Origin of the sequence: Streptomyces aureoversilis, from assembly GCF_042657885.1 — a bacterium.
Classification (GTDB): domain Bacteria; phylum Actinomycetota; class Actinomycetes; order Streptomycetales; family Streptomycetaceae; genus Streptomyces; species Streptomyces aureoversilis.
Genome location: NZ_JBHSKJ010000012.1, coordinates 207,330 through 221,239 on the forward strand (window position 1 = coordinate 207,330; position 13,910 = coordinate 221,239).

Genomic DNA, 13,910 nt, shown 5'->3' on the forward strand with positions numbered 1-13,910 from the left:
GGTTCCCGTGTGTATGTGCCGCCGGGGTCCGGGGCGCGGTTCGTTTGAGAGGACTTGAAGCAACCATGGCGAAGATCCTGAAGTTCGACGAGGACGCCCGTCGCGCCCTCGAGCGCGGTGTCAACAAGCTGGCGGACACGGTCAAGGTGACGATCGGCCCCAAGGGCCGCAACGTCGTCATCGACAAGAAGTTCGGTGCCCCGACCATCACCAACGACGGCGTCACCATCGCCCGTGAGGTCGAGATCGAGGACCCGTACGAGAACCTCGGCGCCCAGCTCGTCAAGGAGGTGGCGACCAAGACCAACGACATCGCGGGTGACGGCACCACCACCGCGACCGTCCTGGCCCAGGCGCTGGTCCGCGAGGGTCTGCGCAACGTCGCCGCCGGCGCCTCCCCGGCCGCCCTGAAGAAGGGCATCGACGCCGCGGTCAAGGCCGTCTCCGACGAGCTGCTCGCGACCGCCCGCCCGATCGACGACAAGGCCGACATCGCCGCCGTCGCCGCCCTGTCCGCCCAGGACAAGCAGGTCGGCGAGCTCATCGCCGAGGCGATGGACAAGGTCGGCAAGGACGGTGTCATCACCGTCGAGGAGTCGAACACCTTCGGTCTGGAGCTGGACTTCACCGAGGGCATGGCCTTCGACAAGGGTTACCTGTCGCCCTACATGGTCACCGACCAGGAGCGCATGGAGGCCGTCCTCGAGGACCCGTACATCCTCATCCACCAGGGCAAGATCTCCTCGATCCAGGACCTGCTGCCCCTGCTGGAGAAGATCATCCAGGGTGGCTCCTCCAAGCCGCTGCTGATCATCGCCGAGGACGTCGAGGGCGAGGCCCTCTCCACCCTCGTGGTCAACAAGATCCGCGGCACCTTCAACGCCGTGGCCGTCAAGGCCCCGGGCTTCGGCGACCGCCGCAAGGCGATGCTGGGCGACATGGCCACCCTGACCGGCGGCACCGTCGTCGCCGAGGAGGTCGGCCTCAAGCTCGACCAGGTCGGCCTGGACGTGCTGGGCTCCGCCCGCCGCGTGACCATCACCAAGGACGACACCACCATCGTCGACGGTGGCGGCAACTCCGAGGACGTCCAGGGCCGCGTCGCCCAGATCAAGGCCGAGATCGAGGCCACGGACTCCGACTGGGACCGCGAGAAGCTCCAGGAGCGCCTCGCCAAGCTCGCCGGCGGCGTCTGCGTCATCCGCGTGGGTGCGGCCACCGAGGTCGAGCTCAAGGAGAAGAAGCACCGTCTGGAGGACGCCATCTCCGCGACCCGCGCCGCGGTCGAGGAGGGCATCGTCTCCGGTGGTGGCTCCGCGCTCGTCCACGCCGTCAAGGTGCTCGAGGGCAACCTGGGCAAGGAGGGCGACGAGGCCACCGGTGTCGCCGTCGTCCGCCGCGCCGCCGTCGAGCCGCTGCGCTGGATCGCCGAGAACGCCGGCCTCGAGGGCTACGTCATCACCTCCAAGGTGGCGGAGCTCGACAAGGGCCAGGGCTTCAACGCCGCGACCGGCGAGTACGGCGACCTGGTGAAGGCCGGCGTCATCGACCCGGTCAAGGTCACCCGCTCCGCCCTGGAGAACGCCGCGTCCATCGCGTCGCTGCTGCTCACGACCGAGACCCTGGTCGTCGAGAAGCCGGCCGACGAGGAGCCCGAGGCCGGTCACGGCCACGGTCACTCGCACTGACCCCGCGCCGCACAGCGGCCGCAGTCCGGAGCCCGGCACCCCTGGTGGGTGCCGGGCTCCGGCCGTTCGTCCGTCCGTCCGGCCGTCCGGCCGGTCACGGGTGCCTGCGGTTCACACCGGCCCCGCCTCCAGCTGCCGCATCAGCCGCATCAGGTCGTAGAACCACCAGCTCTCGGCGATCTTCCCGTCCCGGAAGCGGAAGACGGTGGTGCCCGTCATGAGCACTTCCTGCCCGGTGGGCTGGTGACCCATGAAGTCGCCCTGGTGCGTGCCCCGCCAGGTCCAGCGCGTGGCGACCTCGTCGCCGTCGGCGATCTGGGAGTGGAGGGTGAAGGCGAAGTCGAACGCCTCCCGCCAGCCCTCGACGTCGGAGCGGATGACGTCCCGGCCGGTCATGTCGGGTTCGGCCTTGCCCATGTCGTGGTCGCGGTGGTCGGCGGCGAAGAGCTCCTCGATCAGGCCGAGATTCCCGTCCCGCGCCACCTCGTCGAAGAAGCGGCGGGCCGCGGCCTTGTTGAGCTGCTCGTCGCGGACCACGTCCAGGTCGGTGAAGGTCGGCATCCCGTCGCAGAGCGCGACCATCTCGGCGAAGATCCGGTCGGTCTCGGGGAGCTTCGAGTTGCGCATCGCGTCCTCGTAGGAGGGGAACTCCACGATCTCCACGTAGTGGTCGCCCTGCGCGCGGTCCTTGCCCACGATCGAGTGCGTGGCGGTGCGCTTCCCCTCGGTCGCGGCGAGCCAGTCGTCCATCAGCCGGTTCATGTCGTCGTACCGGCTCGTCTTGCAGTCGATGATCTGTACGAAAGTCATGGCGCCTCCCGGGTGATATATCCAGGTTAGTCCTGAATGGATCACCCGGGAGGGCGGGATTCTCCGCTGCAGCGGAGAAGGCGCGCTACTTCGGCCCGTACTTGCGGCCCGTCGTCGACGACGCCCGCGACACCACCCTGCGCGGCGCCAGCTTCATCAGGCCCGTCATGGCCTTGTACCGCGGGTCGGGCACCGACAGCGTCTTCCCCTGCGACAGGTCCCGCAGCGCGGCCGTCACCACCTTGTCGGCGTCCAGCCAGAGCCAGCCGGGCACGTTGTCCGTGCCCATCCCGGCGCGCTGGTGGAACTCCGTCCGCACGAAACCGGGGCACAGCGCCATCAGCCGCACCCCGTTCCCGGCCAGGTCGCGCGCGGCGCCCTGGGTGAACTGCACGACCCAGGACTTGCTCGCGCCGTACGTGCCGCGCGGGACGAACGCGGCGATCGACGCCACATTGATCACCGCACCGCGCTTGCGCTCCCGCATCCCCTCGGCCGCCGCGGACGTCAGCCGCAGCACCGCCTCGCAGTGCACCTTGAGCATCTTGAGCTCGTCGGCGAGGGGCACCTCCAGATAGCCGCCCTTGTTGCCGAACCCGGCGTTGTTGACCAGCAGGTGCACCGGGCGCTCGCGGTCGCGCAGGCGCGCCTCGACCGCCTCGATGCCCTCCTCCTCGGCGAGGTCCGCGGGCAGGACCTCCACCTCCACGCCATGGCGGTCGTGGAGCTCGGTCGCATGGCGGCCGAGCCGCTCCTCGTCACGGGCCACGAGTACGAGGTCGTGGCCGTCGCCCGCCAGGCGGCGCGCGAACGCGGCGCCGATCCCGGCCGTCGCTCCAGTGATCAATACAGTCGTCATACCGGCACGTTAGAGCCCGGCGGCGGCGCTTGCCGATCTCGTTCGGCGTTTTGACGGCGGGTCGGGCGCTGATTGACGGTCACGGGGTGGCAGCCGTGCCGCTCCGGACGCCCGGTCAGGGGCGCGGCGCCGCCCGCCCGGCCCGCCGCCGGAGCCGCTCCGGGGGCCTCAGAGGCTCGCCCGGTACGCCAGCGCCTTCTCGCGCGTACCGGCCGTAAGGGCGTCCCCGGCTGCCAGAACGTCGGGCAGGAGGGCCCGCTCGACGGTGCCGGCGCGGAAGAGGAAGGAGACCGTGACGTGGTGGCCGGGGCGGTGGACGACGGTGACGGGGTCGCCCGCGCGGATCTCGCCCGGCTCTATCACCCGAAGGTAGGCGCCGGGGGCTGCCTCCTGGGTGAACCGCTTGATCCAGCCCGCTTCGCCGAGCCACGTGGCGAACGTCCGGCAGGGGATGCGGGGAGCGCTGACCTCGAGCACCAGATCGGCACCGATGCGCCAGCGCTCGCCTATCAGCGCGCCGTTGACGTCGAGACCGCTGGTGGTGAGGTTCTCGCCGAAGGAGCCGTTGGGCAGGGGGCGGCCGAGCTCCCGCTCCCAGCGGTCGAGATCCTCGCGCGCGAACGCGTACACCGCCTGGTCGTCCCCGCCGTGGTGGCGCAGGCTGACGATCTCGTCACCCGCGAGGCCGCTGCCGCCCGTGCCCTTGGGGCCCGGCGCGGCCACGGCGACCGGCCCCTCGACGGGGCGCTTGTCGATTCCGGTGGCCATGCCGGCCTCGAAGCCGGGCGCGCCAGGGACGTCCGCCGTACCGGCGCGGCCCACATTCACGGAGAGGAGGTGCATGGACCGAGATTACTCGCTGCAACTCAAAGTGACCAGGGGGTAAGTCGCGACTTCCCCAAGGTTGCCTTATGCTCGCAGCATGATCGAGGCTCGTCATCTGAGGGTGCTGCGCGCGGTGGCCCTGACCGGTTCCTTCTCCGCCGCGGCGCGCGAGCTGGGCTGCACCCAGCCCGCCGTCAGTCAGCAGATGAAGGCGCTGGAGCAGTCCACGGGCACGCCCCTGCTGGTGCGCACGGGCCGCGAGATGCGCCTCACCCAGGCCGGCACGGCCCTCGTCCGGCACGCCTCCGGGATCCTGGCCGGGCTGACCGCCGCCGAGGAGGAGATCGCGGCCATCGCCGGGCTGCGCGCGGGCCGGGTGCGGCTCGTGTCCTTCCCCAGTGGCAGCTCGACGCTCGTGCCCGGCGCGCTCGCGCAGATGCGGGCGGCGCACCCGGGCACCGAGATCTCCCTGGTGGAGGCCGAGCCCCCGCGCTCGGTGGAGATGCTGCGCGACGGCGAGTGCGAGATCGCGCTGGCCTTCCGCTACCCGGACGTCCGGGGGTCGGATCCGGCCGTAGGCGCGGAATGGGAGGACCTCGTCGTCCGCCCGCTGCTGACCGACCGGCTCATCGGCGTGGTCCCGGAGGGGCACCGGCTGGCCGGGGCGGAGCGCATCGGCATCACCGACCTGGCGGAGGAGCCGTGGATCGCGGGCTGCCCGCGCTGCCGGCGGCATCTGGTGGAGGTCTGCGAGAGCGCCGGGTTCACCCCCCGCATCGACTTCGCGACCGACGACTACCCGGCGGTGTTCGGCCTGGTCGGCGCGGGGCTGGGCGTCGCGGTGATGCCGGAGCTGGCGCTGGAGTCCGTGCGTCCCAAGGGCGCGCGGGTGGTTCCGGTGGAGCCCGCGGTGCACCGCGAGATCGTGGCCCTGACCCTGCCGGACCTGGCGCGGGTGCCGGCGGTGGACGCGATGCTGGACAAGCTGGCGGGGACGGCCGGGCGCTGAGCGGGGCCCGGCGCAGGGGTGTCAGTCCCGCGCGCCGGGCGGGCGGCGCCCCGGCGCGGGCCTGCGGGCCGGCCGCGGTCCGGGCTCCTTACGAGCCGGCCGCGGCGATGGCTCTGTGTCGCGCGCGGCCCATCAGCTCCTCGCGCTCGTCCTCGGTGAGGCCGCCCCACACGCCGTAGGGCTCCCGCACGGCCAGCGCGTGCGCCGCGCATTCGGCGCGTACCGGGCAGCGCATGCACACCTCTTTCGCGGAGGTCTCGCGGGCGCTGCGGGCGGCGCCGCGCTCGCCCTCCGGGTGGAAGAAGAGCGAGCTGTCGACCCCGCGGCAGGCGGCCAGGAGCTGCCAGTCCCACAGGTCGGCGTTGGGACCGGGAAGCCGGGAGAAATCTGCCATTGCTATCCCCTCGAAGCGAACGGTCTGCCGGGCGGATGTAAATATGACTGATTGCGAATCTAGTCATAGACACCAGCAAATGGGAAGAAAAACTGCTCCGCATGGGCAAATGGGGCATATCTCAGTTGTGACACGGGCGGGGCGGGGGTGTGGCAGGGGTGGTGTGCCGGGCGCCCCCAATGCGCCCTGCTCCGTGTCCGCGCCCTCACGTAGAGTGCCGAACGTGCTCGACCGACCCCGTAACTCTTTCGGGTGACCGTCGTTGAGAGGGCGGAGGCGGTTGACGGATGAAGCAGTCGGGCAGGTGTCCGACCCGGCGCCAGAGTCGTCGATCGCACAGGTGACGATCAGTACCAGCCTGGAGGCTCAAGGTGACGCGCATCAGCTGCGGAGGACGGTCATGACATCCGTCCTCGTCTGCGACGATTCCCCGCTTGCCCGTGAGGCGCTCCGCCGCGCGGTGGCGACCGTGCCCGGCGTCGAGCGTGTGACGACGGCAGCCAACGGCGAGGAAGTCCTCCGCCGCTGGGGAGCCGATCGTTCGGATCTGATTCTGATGGACGTACGCATGCCCGGTCTCGGTGGAGTCGAGACCGTGCGCCGGCTGCTGTCCGCGGACCCCGGGGCCCGCATCATCATGCTCACCGTCGCCGAGGACCTCGACGGTGTCGCGCTCGCGGTCGCCGCCGGAGCGCGGGGCTATCTGCACAAGGACGCCTCGCGCGCCGAGCTGCGGGCCACCGTGACGCAGGCCCTCGCCGACCCGACCTGGCGGCTCGCCCCGCGCCGGCTGCGCTCGGCCGAGATGGGCGCCGCACCCACGCTCACCGCGCGCGAGATCCAGGTGCTCGAAGGCATGAGCCACGGCCGCTCGAACGCGGAGATCGGGCGGGAGCTCTTCCTCTCGGAGGACACCGTCAAGACCCACGCCAGGCGCCTGTTCAAGAAGTTGGGCGCATCGGACCGGGCGCACGCCGTGGCGCTCGGATTCCGCTGGGGCCTGGTCCGCTAGGCGCCTGACGTGCAGCGCAGCGGGGGAGCGACGTACCCCGCCCGTCCCCGAGCGGGCGGGGCGGGGTGCCGGAGCTGTCCGTCCCGCTGCACGTTTCCCGCGCGCTGCCGCATCCTTGGAGTATGGAGTTCCTCGGGGACGGCTCGGTCGGGCGTGATGGGAGGGCGCGGGAAATGACTGCCGGCGCACCCGCTCACAACGCATCGGTACAGGACTACGGACGGGACCACGGGCGGGACTGCGCACAGGGTCACGGACTCGGTGCCACGGAAAGTCCGACTTCAAGGCACCATGGACCGATGCGCGAAGACGATACGAAGGGGTCCCCGGCGGCGGCCGCCCCGGGAGAGATCGGCGCCCTCGTAGCCCGCGCCGTCGAGGGTGACCGGCGGGCCACCCACGACCTGCTGGCCCTCGTGCACCCCCTCGCGCTGCGCTACTGCCGCACCCGGCTGTCGCGGCTGCCGGGTGATGCCCGCCACTTCGTGGACGACCTCGCACAGGAGGTCTGTCTCGCCGTGCTCTGCGCCCTGCCCCGCTACCGCGACACCGGGCGCCCCTTCGAGGCCTTCGTCGTGGCCATCGCCGCGCACAAGGTCGCCGATCTCCAGCGGGCCGCCATGCGCCACCCCGGCAGCACGGCCGTGCCCTCCGACGAGATGCCCGAGCAGCCGGACGATTCGCTCGGGCCGGAGGAGCGGGCCCTGCTCAGCAGCGATGCGGAGTGGGCCAAGAAGCTCCTCGCAAGCCTTCCGGAGAACCAGCGCGAGCTGGTCCTGCTGCGCGTCGCCATCGGCATGACCGCCGAGGAGACGGGGCAGATGCTGGGCATGTCGCCGGGTGCGGTGAGGGTCGCGCAGCACCGGGCGCTCAGCAGGCTGCGCGCGCTGGCCGAGCAGTAGGGGAGCGGTGGGGGAGCAGTAGGGCCGGCCGGGCAGGAGGCCCGAGGGCCATCGCGGCCCGCAATCGTACGAATCTCCAAGTGACGCGATCCTCAGCCGTCGTGGAATGGGACACGTGTGGCGGCCGTTAGCATGGGAGTCCGCGCTGGGGCAAGACCATTTGGGAAGGTGTCATGACTGACAACGTCGACGGAATGCCCGGGAAATTCGCGATGCTCGGTCTGACTTACGACGACGTCCTGCTGCTGCCGGGCGCTTCGGAGGTCCTGCCGAACGCCGTCGACACCTCCTCCCGGGTCTCGCGCAACGTCCGGGTGAACATCCCGCTGATGTCGGCGGCGATGGACAAGGTCACCGAGGCGCGCATGGCCATCGCCATGGCCCGCCAGGGCGGCGTGGGCGTCCTGCACCGCAATCTCTCCATCGAGGACCAGGCCAACCAGGTCGACCTGGTCAAGCGCTCCGAGTCCGGCATGGTCACCGACCCGATCACGGTCCGCCCGGACGCCACCCTCGCCGACGCGGACGCGCTCTGCGCGCGCTTCCGTATCAGCGGCGTGCCGGTCACCGACCCGGCCGGCAAGCTCCTCGGCATCGTCACCAACCGCGACATGGCCTTCGAGCTCGACCGCAGCCGCCAGGTGCGCGAGGTCATGACGCCGATGCCGCTGGTCACGGGCAAGGTCGGGATCTCCGGCGAGGACGCCATCGAGCTGCTCCGCCGTCACAAGATCGAGAAGCTGCCGCTGGTCGACGACTCCGGCGTGCTCAAGGGCCTCATCACGGTCAAGGACTTCGTCAAGGCCGAGCAGTACCCGAACGCCGCCAAGGACGCCGAGGGCCGCCTGATCGTCGGTGCCGCGGTGGGCGTGGGCGACGAGGCCTACGAGCGCGCCCAGGCGCTCGTCGAGGCCGGCGCCGACTTCCTGGTCGTCGACAGCGCCCACGGCCACAGCCGCGGCATCCTCGACATGATCGCCAAGGTCAAGTCCAACATCAACGTCGACGTCGTCGGCGGCAACGTCGCCACCCGCGACGGCGCCCAGGCGCTCATCGACGCCGGTGTCGACGGCGTCAAGGTCGGCGTCGGCCCGGGCTCGATCTGCACCACCCGCGTCGTCGCCGGCATCGGCGTCCCGCAGGTCACCGCGATCTACGAGGCCGCGCAGGCGTGCCACGCCGCGGGCGTGCCGCTGATCGGCGACGGCGGTCTGCAGTACTCGGGCGACATCGCCAAGGCGATCGCCGCCGGTGCCGACGCGGTGATGCTCGGCTCGCTGCTCGCGGGCTGCGAGGAGTCGCCGGGCGAGATGGTCTTCATCAACGGCAAGCAGTTCAAGTCCTACCGGGGCATGGGTTCGCTGGGCGCCATGCAGTCGCGCGGCCAGGCCCGCTCCTTCTCCAAGGACCGCTACTTCCAGGACAACGTCCTCTCCGAGGACAAGCTCGTGCCCGAGGGCATCGAGGGCCAGGTGCCCTACCGCGGTCCGCTGGGCTCGGTGGCGCACCAGCTCATCGGCGGCCTGCGCGCCTCCATGGGCTACGTCGGCTCCGCCAACATCCAGGAGCTCAAGGACAAGGGCACCTTCGTCCGCATCACGTCGGCGGGCCTCAAGGAGAGCCACCCGCACGACATCCAGATGACGGTGGAGGCGCCGAACTACTCCCGCCGGTAGCCGGTCCTACTGTCACCGGTAGTAGTACGCGTTTAAAGCATTTTTACGGAGCCCGCGACCGCTCAGGCCGCGGGCTCCGCCGCGTCGGGGATACTGGATGCGGCAGGACGTAGAAGGAAAGGCCACACACGTGACTGAGATCGAGATCGGGCGCGGCAAGCGCGGCCGCCGGGCGTACGCATTCGACGACATCGCCGTCGTCCCGAGTCGCCGTACCCGCGACCCGAAGGAGGTCTCGATCGCCTGGCAGATCGACGCCTACCGCTTCGAGCTGCCGTTCCTGGCCGCCCCGATGGACTCGGTCGTCTCGCCCGAGACCGCCATCCGCATCGGCGAGCTGGGCGGCCTGGGCGTCCTCAACCTCGAGGGCCTGTGGACCCGCTACGAGGACCCGGAGCCGCTGCTCGCCGAGATCGCCGAGCTGGACGAGACCGCCGCGACCAAGCGCCTCCAGGAGATCTACGCCGAGCCGATCAAGGAAGAGCTGATCGGCCAGCGCATCAAGGAGGTCCGCGACTCCGGTGTCGTGACCGCCGCCGCGCTCTCCCCGCAGCGCACCGCGCAGTTCTCCAAGGCCGTCGTCGACGCCGGCGTGGACATCTTCGTGATCCGCGGCACCACCGTCTCCGCCGAGCACGTCTCCGGCGCCGCCGAGCCGCTGAACCTCAAGCAGTTCATCTACGAGCTCGACGTGCCGGTCATCGTCGGCGGCTGCGCCACGTACACCGCCGCCCTGCACCTGATGCGCACGGGCGCGGCCGGTGTCCTCGTCGGCTTCGGCGGCGGCGCCGCGCACACCACCCGCAACGTCCTGGGCATCCAGGTCCCGATGGCGACCGCCGTGGCCGACGTGGCCGCCGCCCGCCGCGACTACATGGACGAGTCCGGCGGCCGCTACGTGCACGTCATCGCCGACGGCGGCGTGGGCTGGTCCGGCGACCTGCCCAAGGCCATCGCCTGCGGTGCCGACGCCGTGATGATGGGCTCCCCGCTCGCCCGCGCCACCGACGCGCCGGGCCGCGGTTTCCACTGGGGCATGGAGGCCGTCCACGAGGACGTGCCGCGCGGCAAGCGGATGAACCTGGGCACGGTGGGCTCCACCGAGGAGATCCTCACCGGTCCCTCGCACACCCCGGACGGCTCGATGAACATGTTCGGCGCCCTGCGCCGCGCCATGGCCACCACGGGCTACAGCGACCTCAAGGAGTTCCAGCGGGTCGAGGTGACGGTCGCGCCGTCGCAGCACGACAAGCGCTGACGCGGAGCAGCAGCGCAGCTGACAGCCCGAAGGGCCCGGACCGCCGTCGCGGTCCGGGCCCTTCGGCGTCGTGCCGTGCCGTGCGGGGCCGCGGGCGTCAGCCGCCCAGCTTGCGGGCGGTCTGGAAGGCGCCCGCGCCGCCGAGTATGAAGAAGAGCGCGTCGATCGGCTCCAGGTACTCCTGCCAGGCCTCGGACAGCGAGTCGAAGTGCTCGAAGAGGATCTCGGTGACCGGGACGCGGAAGACGTCGCTCAGCTCCAGGGCGATGCCGAAGATCTGGCCCAGGTAGACGCCGAGGAGCCCGAGGAGCGCACCGACCACCGGCAGGGCGGGGTTGCGGCCGCCGACCTTGCCCAGGGCGGCGCCGATGAGCGCGCCCGTACCGACGGCGAGGTAGCCGATCTGGCCGCCGTCGGAGGCCTTGAGGATCCCGCCGTAGACAGCGGCGCCGACGAGCATGGCCACGAGGCCGAGCACCACGGCGAGGCCGGGGTTGCCCCGGCGGACCGGCGGGGGCGGCGGCGGGAAGCCGCCGGGAGGGCCGTACGGAGGCGGCGGCTGCTGCCCGTAGCCGAAGGGCGGCTGCTGGGGCGGGTAGGGCTGGTGCTGCGGCGGGTACGGCTGGGGCGGCGGCTGGCCGTACGGGTTGTGCTGCGGCGGCTGCTGCGGTTGCTGAGGCTGCTGCCAGGGCTGGCTCATCTGCGATGTCCCCCGAATGTGCTCGGTGTTGAGTAAGGGCCAAAAGGTATCAGCGTGCTACGACGCCGTCGTTACCCACAGCGAGCACACGGCTGTGAACTCCGTATAAAAGTTCGACCGTAAGGAATAATGGCAACTTATGGCGCAAAGCAAGTCGTTCAGCGGCAGGGACATGGGGATCGACCTCGGCACGGCGAACACCCTGGTGTACGTGCGCGGGAAGGGAGTGGTGCTCAACGAACCGTCAGTCGTCGCCGTGAACGCCGACGACGGCAGCGTGCTCTCGGTCGGCTCCGAGGCCAAGGAGACCATAGGCCGCACCCCCTCCAACATCGTCGCGGTCCGCCCGCTGCGCGACGGCGTCATAGCCGACTTCGAGGTGGCCGAGCGCATGATGCGGCACTTCATCAAGAAGGTCATGGGCAACCGCCTCTTCGCCCGTCCCCGCGTCGTGGTGTGCGTGCCCTCCGGCATCACCGGCGTCGAGCGGCGCGCCGTCATCGAGGCCGCCTCGCGCGCCGGGGCCCGCCAGGTGCACCTCGTCGAGGAGCCCATGGCCGCGGCGATCGGCGCGGGCCTGCCCGTCAGCGAGCCGACCGGCTGCATGGTCGTCGACATCGGCGGCGGTACGACCGAGGTCGCCGTCATCTCCCTGGGCGGCATCGTCACCGCCCGCTCCGTGCGCACGGCCGGCGACGCGATGGACGCGGCGATCATCTCGTACGTGAAGAAGGAGTACTCCCTCGCGATCGGCGAACGCACCGCGGAGGAGATCAAGATGAACATCGGCTCCGCCGCGCCGACCGGCTACTGGTCCGCGGCCGGGCTGGCCGCCCTCGCCAAGCAGCTGGAGAAGGACACCGGCCTGGAGGAGGTCGGCGGCGACCCGGAGGAGACCCAGGGCCTCAAGCCGCCGGAGCGCTGCACCATCCGCGGCCGCGACCAGGTCAGCGGCCTGCCCAAGACGCGCGAGCTGACGGCCGACGAGATCCGCCACGCGCTGTCGGAGCCCGTCGACGCCATCGTCATGGCGGTCCGCCAGACCCTCGACGAGACCCCGCCGGAGCTCTCCGGCGACATCATGGACCGCGGCATCGTCCTCACGGGCGGCGGCGCGCTGCTGCGCGGCCTCGACGTCCGGCTCAGCAAGGAGCTCGACATCCCGGTCATCATCGCCGACGACCCGCTGGACTGCGTGGCGGTCGGCACGGGCCGCTGCGTGGAGGACTTCGCGGCCCTGAGGACGGTCCTGGACGCGCCGAACAGGGCGCTGGGGCTGGGGCGGCTGTAATCCCTGGCCGCGGGGCGGCAACCCCTGGTCCCGGGGCGGCATTCCCTGGTCGTGGGGCGGCGCTCCTACAAGCGGTACCCCGCGCCGGCGGGTGTCGCCCCGCGTGTGTCCAGGAGCAGCTGCGCCTTCACCGCAAGGCCCTGCAGGTCGTAGGTCCGGTGATGCTGCAGCAGCACCGTGAGGTCGGCCGCGGCCGCAGCCTCGTACACGCTGTCGGCCCGCGGCACCGGCCGCCCCATCACCCGCCACTGCGCCACGTGCGGGTCGTGGTAGCTGAGCTGCGCCCCCAGCTCCATCAGCCGTGAGGCGATCTCGCGGGCGGGCGATCCCTGCTGGTCGGAGACGTCGGCCTTGTAGCTGACCCCCAGCAGCAGGACGCGGGCCCCGCGCGCGGACTTGCCGTGTTCGTTGAGGAGCGTGGCGCACCGCTGGGTGACGTAGCGCGGCATGCGCCCGTTGACCTCCTGGGCGACCTCCACCATCCGCAGCGGATAGCCGAGGCTGCGGCCCTTGTAGGACAGGTAGTTGGGGTCGATGGGCACGCCGGGCCCGCCGACCCCGGGCCCGGGGCGGAAGGCCTGGAAGCCGAAGGGCTTGGTCTCGGCGCAGCGCACGACGTCCCACAGGTCGACGCCGATGTCGTGGCAGAAGACGGCCATCTCGTTGACGAGCGCCACGTTGACGTACCGGTAGTTGGTCTCGAGGACGCGGACGGCCTCGGCCTCGCGCGGCCCGCGCGCGCGGACGACCTTCTCGCAGACCCGCCCGTAGAAGGCGGCGGCGGCCTCCGTGCACGCCGGGGTGAGGCCGCCGATGACCTTGGGGATGCCGGCGTAGCCGTGGCGCTTGGTGCCCGGGTCCACCCGGCTGGGGGAGTAGGCCAGGTGGAAGTCGTGGCCGGCGCGCAGCCCGGAGCCGGATTCGAGCAGGGGGCGCAGGTATTCCTCCGTGGCGCCGGGGTAGACGGGGGACTCCAGGAGAACGGTGGTGTGCGGGCGCAGCCGTACCGCGAGCGCCCGGGCCGCGGCACCGATGGCGGAGAGGTCGAGGGCCCTGTCCTCGCCGAGCCGGGTGGGGGCGCAGATCACTGCGGTACGCACCTTGCCGAGCTCGGCGTCGGCAGTCGTGGGGCGGAAGCCGGCGGCGATCATCCGGCGGACTTCGGCGGCGGTGAGGGAGCCGTCGGCGCACTCCAGGGGGAGCCGGCCGGCGCGCAGCTCGGCGACGGTGTGCGGGTCGGGGTCGTAGCCGATGGTGTCGATGCCGGCGGCGGTCGCGGCCTGGGCGAGGGGCAGTCCGAGGTGGCCGAGTCCGATGACGGCGAGATCTGCGGGCATGACGAGGCGGTCCTTCCCGGGGAGCCGGGGGGTTCGGCACGCGAACGAGTTACATCAGGTTAAGCGGATATATGACTGTTATTGGGGACCAACGCGGCGCGGCTCGCTCCCCTGCGCCGCCGGCGCGGCCAAACCGGCCGATCTGGGGC

Annotated in this window: 13 protein-coding genes; 7 read left to right on the forward strand and 6 right to left on the reverse strand. The window is 71.4% G+C overall.

What is annotated here, in order from left to right:
* Window positions 1–65 precede the first annotated feature (65 nt).
* Complete coding sequence (gene groL / locus ACFPP6_RS22135) at window positions 66–1,688, forward strand: chaperonin GroEL (RefSeq protein WP_382045038.1); 1,623 nt, start codon at window positions 66–68, stop codon at window positions 1,686–1,688.
* A 111-nt stretch (window positions 1,689–1,799) separates the two neighbouring features.
* On the opposite strand, the gene ACFPP6_RS22140 is transcribed toward groL, so the two are convergent.
* The 3 genes from ACFPP6_RS22140 to ACFPP6_RS22150 form a co-directional block, all read right to left on the reverse strand.
* The gene (locus ACFPP6_RS22140) at window positions 1,800–2,498 is read right to left on the reverse strand and encodes an ester cyclase (RefSeq protein WP_382045041.1); all 699 of its coding nucleotides are present in this window, start codon (window positions 2,496–2,498) and stop codon (window positions 1,800–1,802) included.
* Between the two features lie 85 nt (window positions 2,499–2,583).
* The gene (locus ACFPP6_RS22145; protein ID WP_058046784.1) at window positions 2,584–3,357 is read right to left on the reverse strand and encodes an SDR family NAD(P)-dependent oxidoreductase; all 774 of its coding nucleotides are present in this window, start codon (window positions 3,355–3,357) and stop codon (window positions 2,584–2,586) included.
* A 168-nt stretch (window positions 3,358–3,525) separates the two neighbouring features.
* Window positions 3,526–4,200, reverse strand: a complete 675-nt coding sequence (locus tag ACFPP6_RS22150) for an MOSC domain-containing protein (protein ID WP_382045046.1) — start codon at window positions 4,198–4,200, stop codon at window positions 3,526–3,528.
* 79 nt (window positions 4,201–4,279) lie between these two features.
* On the opposite strand from ACFPP6_RS22150, the gene ACFPP6_RS22155 reads away from it, so the two are divergent.
* Window positions 4,280–5,191 (forward strand): LysR family transcriptional regulator, encoded by a 912-nt coding sequence (locus ACFPP6_RS22155; RefSeq protein ID WP_382045048.1) that lies wholly within the window; start codon window positions 4,280–4,282, stop codon window positions 5,189–5,191.
* An 88-nt stretch (window positions 5,192–5,279) separates the two neighbouring features.
* On the opposite strand, the gene ACFPP6_RS22160 is transcribed toward ACFPP6_RS22155, so the two are convergent.
* Window positions 5,280–5,585 carry a WhiB family transcriptional regulator gene (locus ACFPP6_RS22160; RefSeq protein ID WP_030368345.1) on the reverse strand — a complete coding sequence of 102 codons (306 nt, stop codon included), beginning with the start codon at window positions 5,583–5,585 and terminating at the stop codon, window positions 5,280–5,282.
* A 400-nt stretch (window positions 5,586–5,985) separates the two neighbouring features.
* Between ACFPP6_RS22160 and ACFPP6_RS22165 the strand changes: the two genes are divergently transcribed.
* From ACFPP6_RS22165 to ACFPP6_RS22180, 4 genes are all read left to right on the forward strand, one after another.
* Window positions 5,986–6,597, forward strand: a complete 612-nt coding sequence (locus ACFPP6_RS22165) for a response regulator transcription factor (RefSeq protein ID WP_003948568.1) — start codon at window positions 5,986–5,988, stop codon at window positions 6,595–6,597.
* Between the two features lie 299 nt (window positions 6,598–6,896).
* Window positions 6,897–7,499 (forward strand): sigma-70 family RNA polymerase sigma factor, encoded by a 603-nt coding sequence (locus ACFPP6_RS22170; RefSeq protein ID WP_058046781.1) that lies wholly within the window; start codon window positions 6,897–6,899, stop codon window positions 7,497–7,499.
* A 173-nt stretch (window positions 7,500–7,672) separates the two neighbouring features.
* Complete coding sequence (gene guaB / locus ACFPP6_RS22175; protein ID WP_382045053.1) at window positions 7,673–9,175, forward strand: IMP dehydrogenase; 1,503 nt, start codon at window positions 7,673–7,675, stop codon at window positions 9,173–9,175.
* Between the two features lie 130 nt (window positions 9,176–9,305).
* Complete coding sequence (locus ACFPP6_RS22180) at window positions 9,306–10,433, forward strand: GuaB3 family IMP dehydrogenase-related protein (protein ID WP_168093463.1); 1,128 nt, start codon at window positions 9,306–9,308, stop codon at window positions 10,431–10,433.
* 97 nt (window positions 10,434–10,530) lie between these two features.
* Here the strand turns inward: ACFPP6_RS22180 and ACFPP6_RS22185 are convergent, their stop codons facing one another.
* Window positions 10,531–11,133: a hypothetical protein gene (locus ACFPP6_RS22185; protein WP_382045057.1), complete on the reverse strand. Its 603-nt coding sequence runs from the start codon at window positions 11,131–11,133 to the stop codon at window positions 10,531–10,533.
* 139 nt (window positions 11,134–11,272) lie between these two features.
* Between ACFPP6_RS22185 and ACFPP6_RS22190 the strand changes: the two genes are divergently transcribed.
* The gene (locus ACFPP6_RS22190) at window positions 11,273–12,424 is read left to right on the forward strand and encodes a rod shape-determining protein (RefSeq protein ID WP_382045059.1); all 1,152 of its coding nucleotides are present in this window, start codon (window positions 11,273–11,275) and stop codon (window positions 12,422–12,424) included.
* A 65-nt stretch (window positions 12,425–12,489) separates the two neighbouring features.
* Here the strand turns inward: ACFPP6_RS22190 and ACFPP6_RS22195 are convergent, their stop codons facing one another.
* Complete coding sequence (locus ACFPP6_RS22195; protein ID WP_382045061.1) at window positions 12,490–13,761, reverse strand: nucleotide sugar dehydrogenase; 1,272 nt, start codon at window positions 13,759–13,761, stop codon at window positions 12,490–12,492.
* Window positions 13,762–13,910: the final 149 nt, after the last annotated feature.

Bases quoted from the DNA above. Each gene is read 5' to 3' on its own strand.
- groL (WP_382045038.1), top strand. From the start codon at position 66: ATGGCGAAGATCCTGAAGTTCGACGAGGACGCCCGTCGCGCCCTCGAG.
- ACFPP6_RS22170 (WP_058046781.1), top strand. From the start codon at position 6,897: ATGCGCGAAGACGATACGAAGGGGTCCCCGGCGGCGGCCGCCCCGGGA.
- ACFPP6_RS22195 (WP_382045061.1), bottom strand. From the start codon at position 13,761: ATGCCCGCAGATCTCGCCGTCATCGGACTCGGCCACCTCGGACTGCCC.
- ACFPP6_RS22145 (WP_058046784.1), bottom strand. From the start codon at position 3,357: ATGACGACTGTATTGATCACTGGAGCGACGGCCGGGATCGGCGCCGCG.
- ACFPP6_RS22140 (WP_382045041.1), bottom strand. From the start codon at position 2,498: ATGACTTTCGTACAGATCATCGACTGCAAGACGAGCCGGTACGACGAC.
- ACFPP6_RS22165 (WP_003948568.1), top strand. From the start codon at position 5,986: ATGACATCCGTCCTCGTCTGCGACGATTCCCCGCTTGCCCGTGAGGCG.
- guaB (WP_382045053.1), top strand. From the start codon at position 7,673: ATGACTGACAACGTCGACGGAATGCCCGGGAAATTCGCGATGCTCGGT.
- ACFPP6_RS22160 (WP_030368345.1), bottom strand. From the start codon at position 5,585: ATGGCAGATTTCTCCCGGCTTCCCGGTCCCAACGCCGACCTGTGGGAC.
- ACFPP6_RS22185 (WP_382045057.1), bottom strand. From the start codon at position 11,133: ATGAGCCAGCCCTGGCAGCAGCCTCAGCAACCGCAGCAGCCGCCGCAG.
- ACFPP6_RS22150 (WP_382045046.1), bottom strand. From the start codon at position 4,200: ATGCACCTCCTCTCCGTGAATGTGGGCCGCGCCGGTACGGCGGACGTC.
- ACFPP6_RS22155 (WP_382045048.1), top strand. From the start codon at position 4,280: ATGATCGAGGCTCGTCATCTGAGGGTGCTGCGCGCGGTGGCCCTGACC.
- ACFPP6_RS22190 (WP_382045059.1), top strand. From the start codon at position 11,273: ATGGCGCAAAGCAAGTCGTTCAGCGGCAGGGACATGGGGATCGACCTC.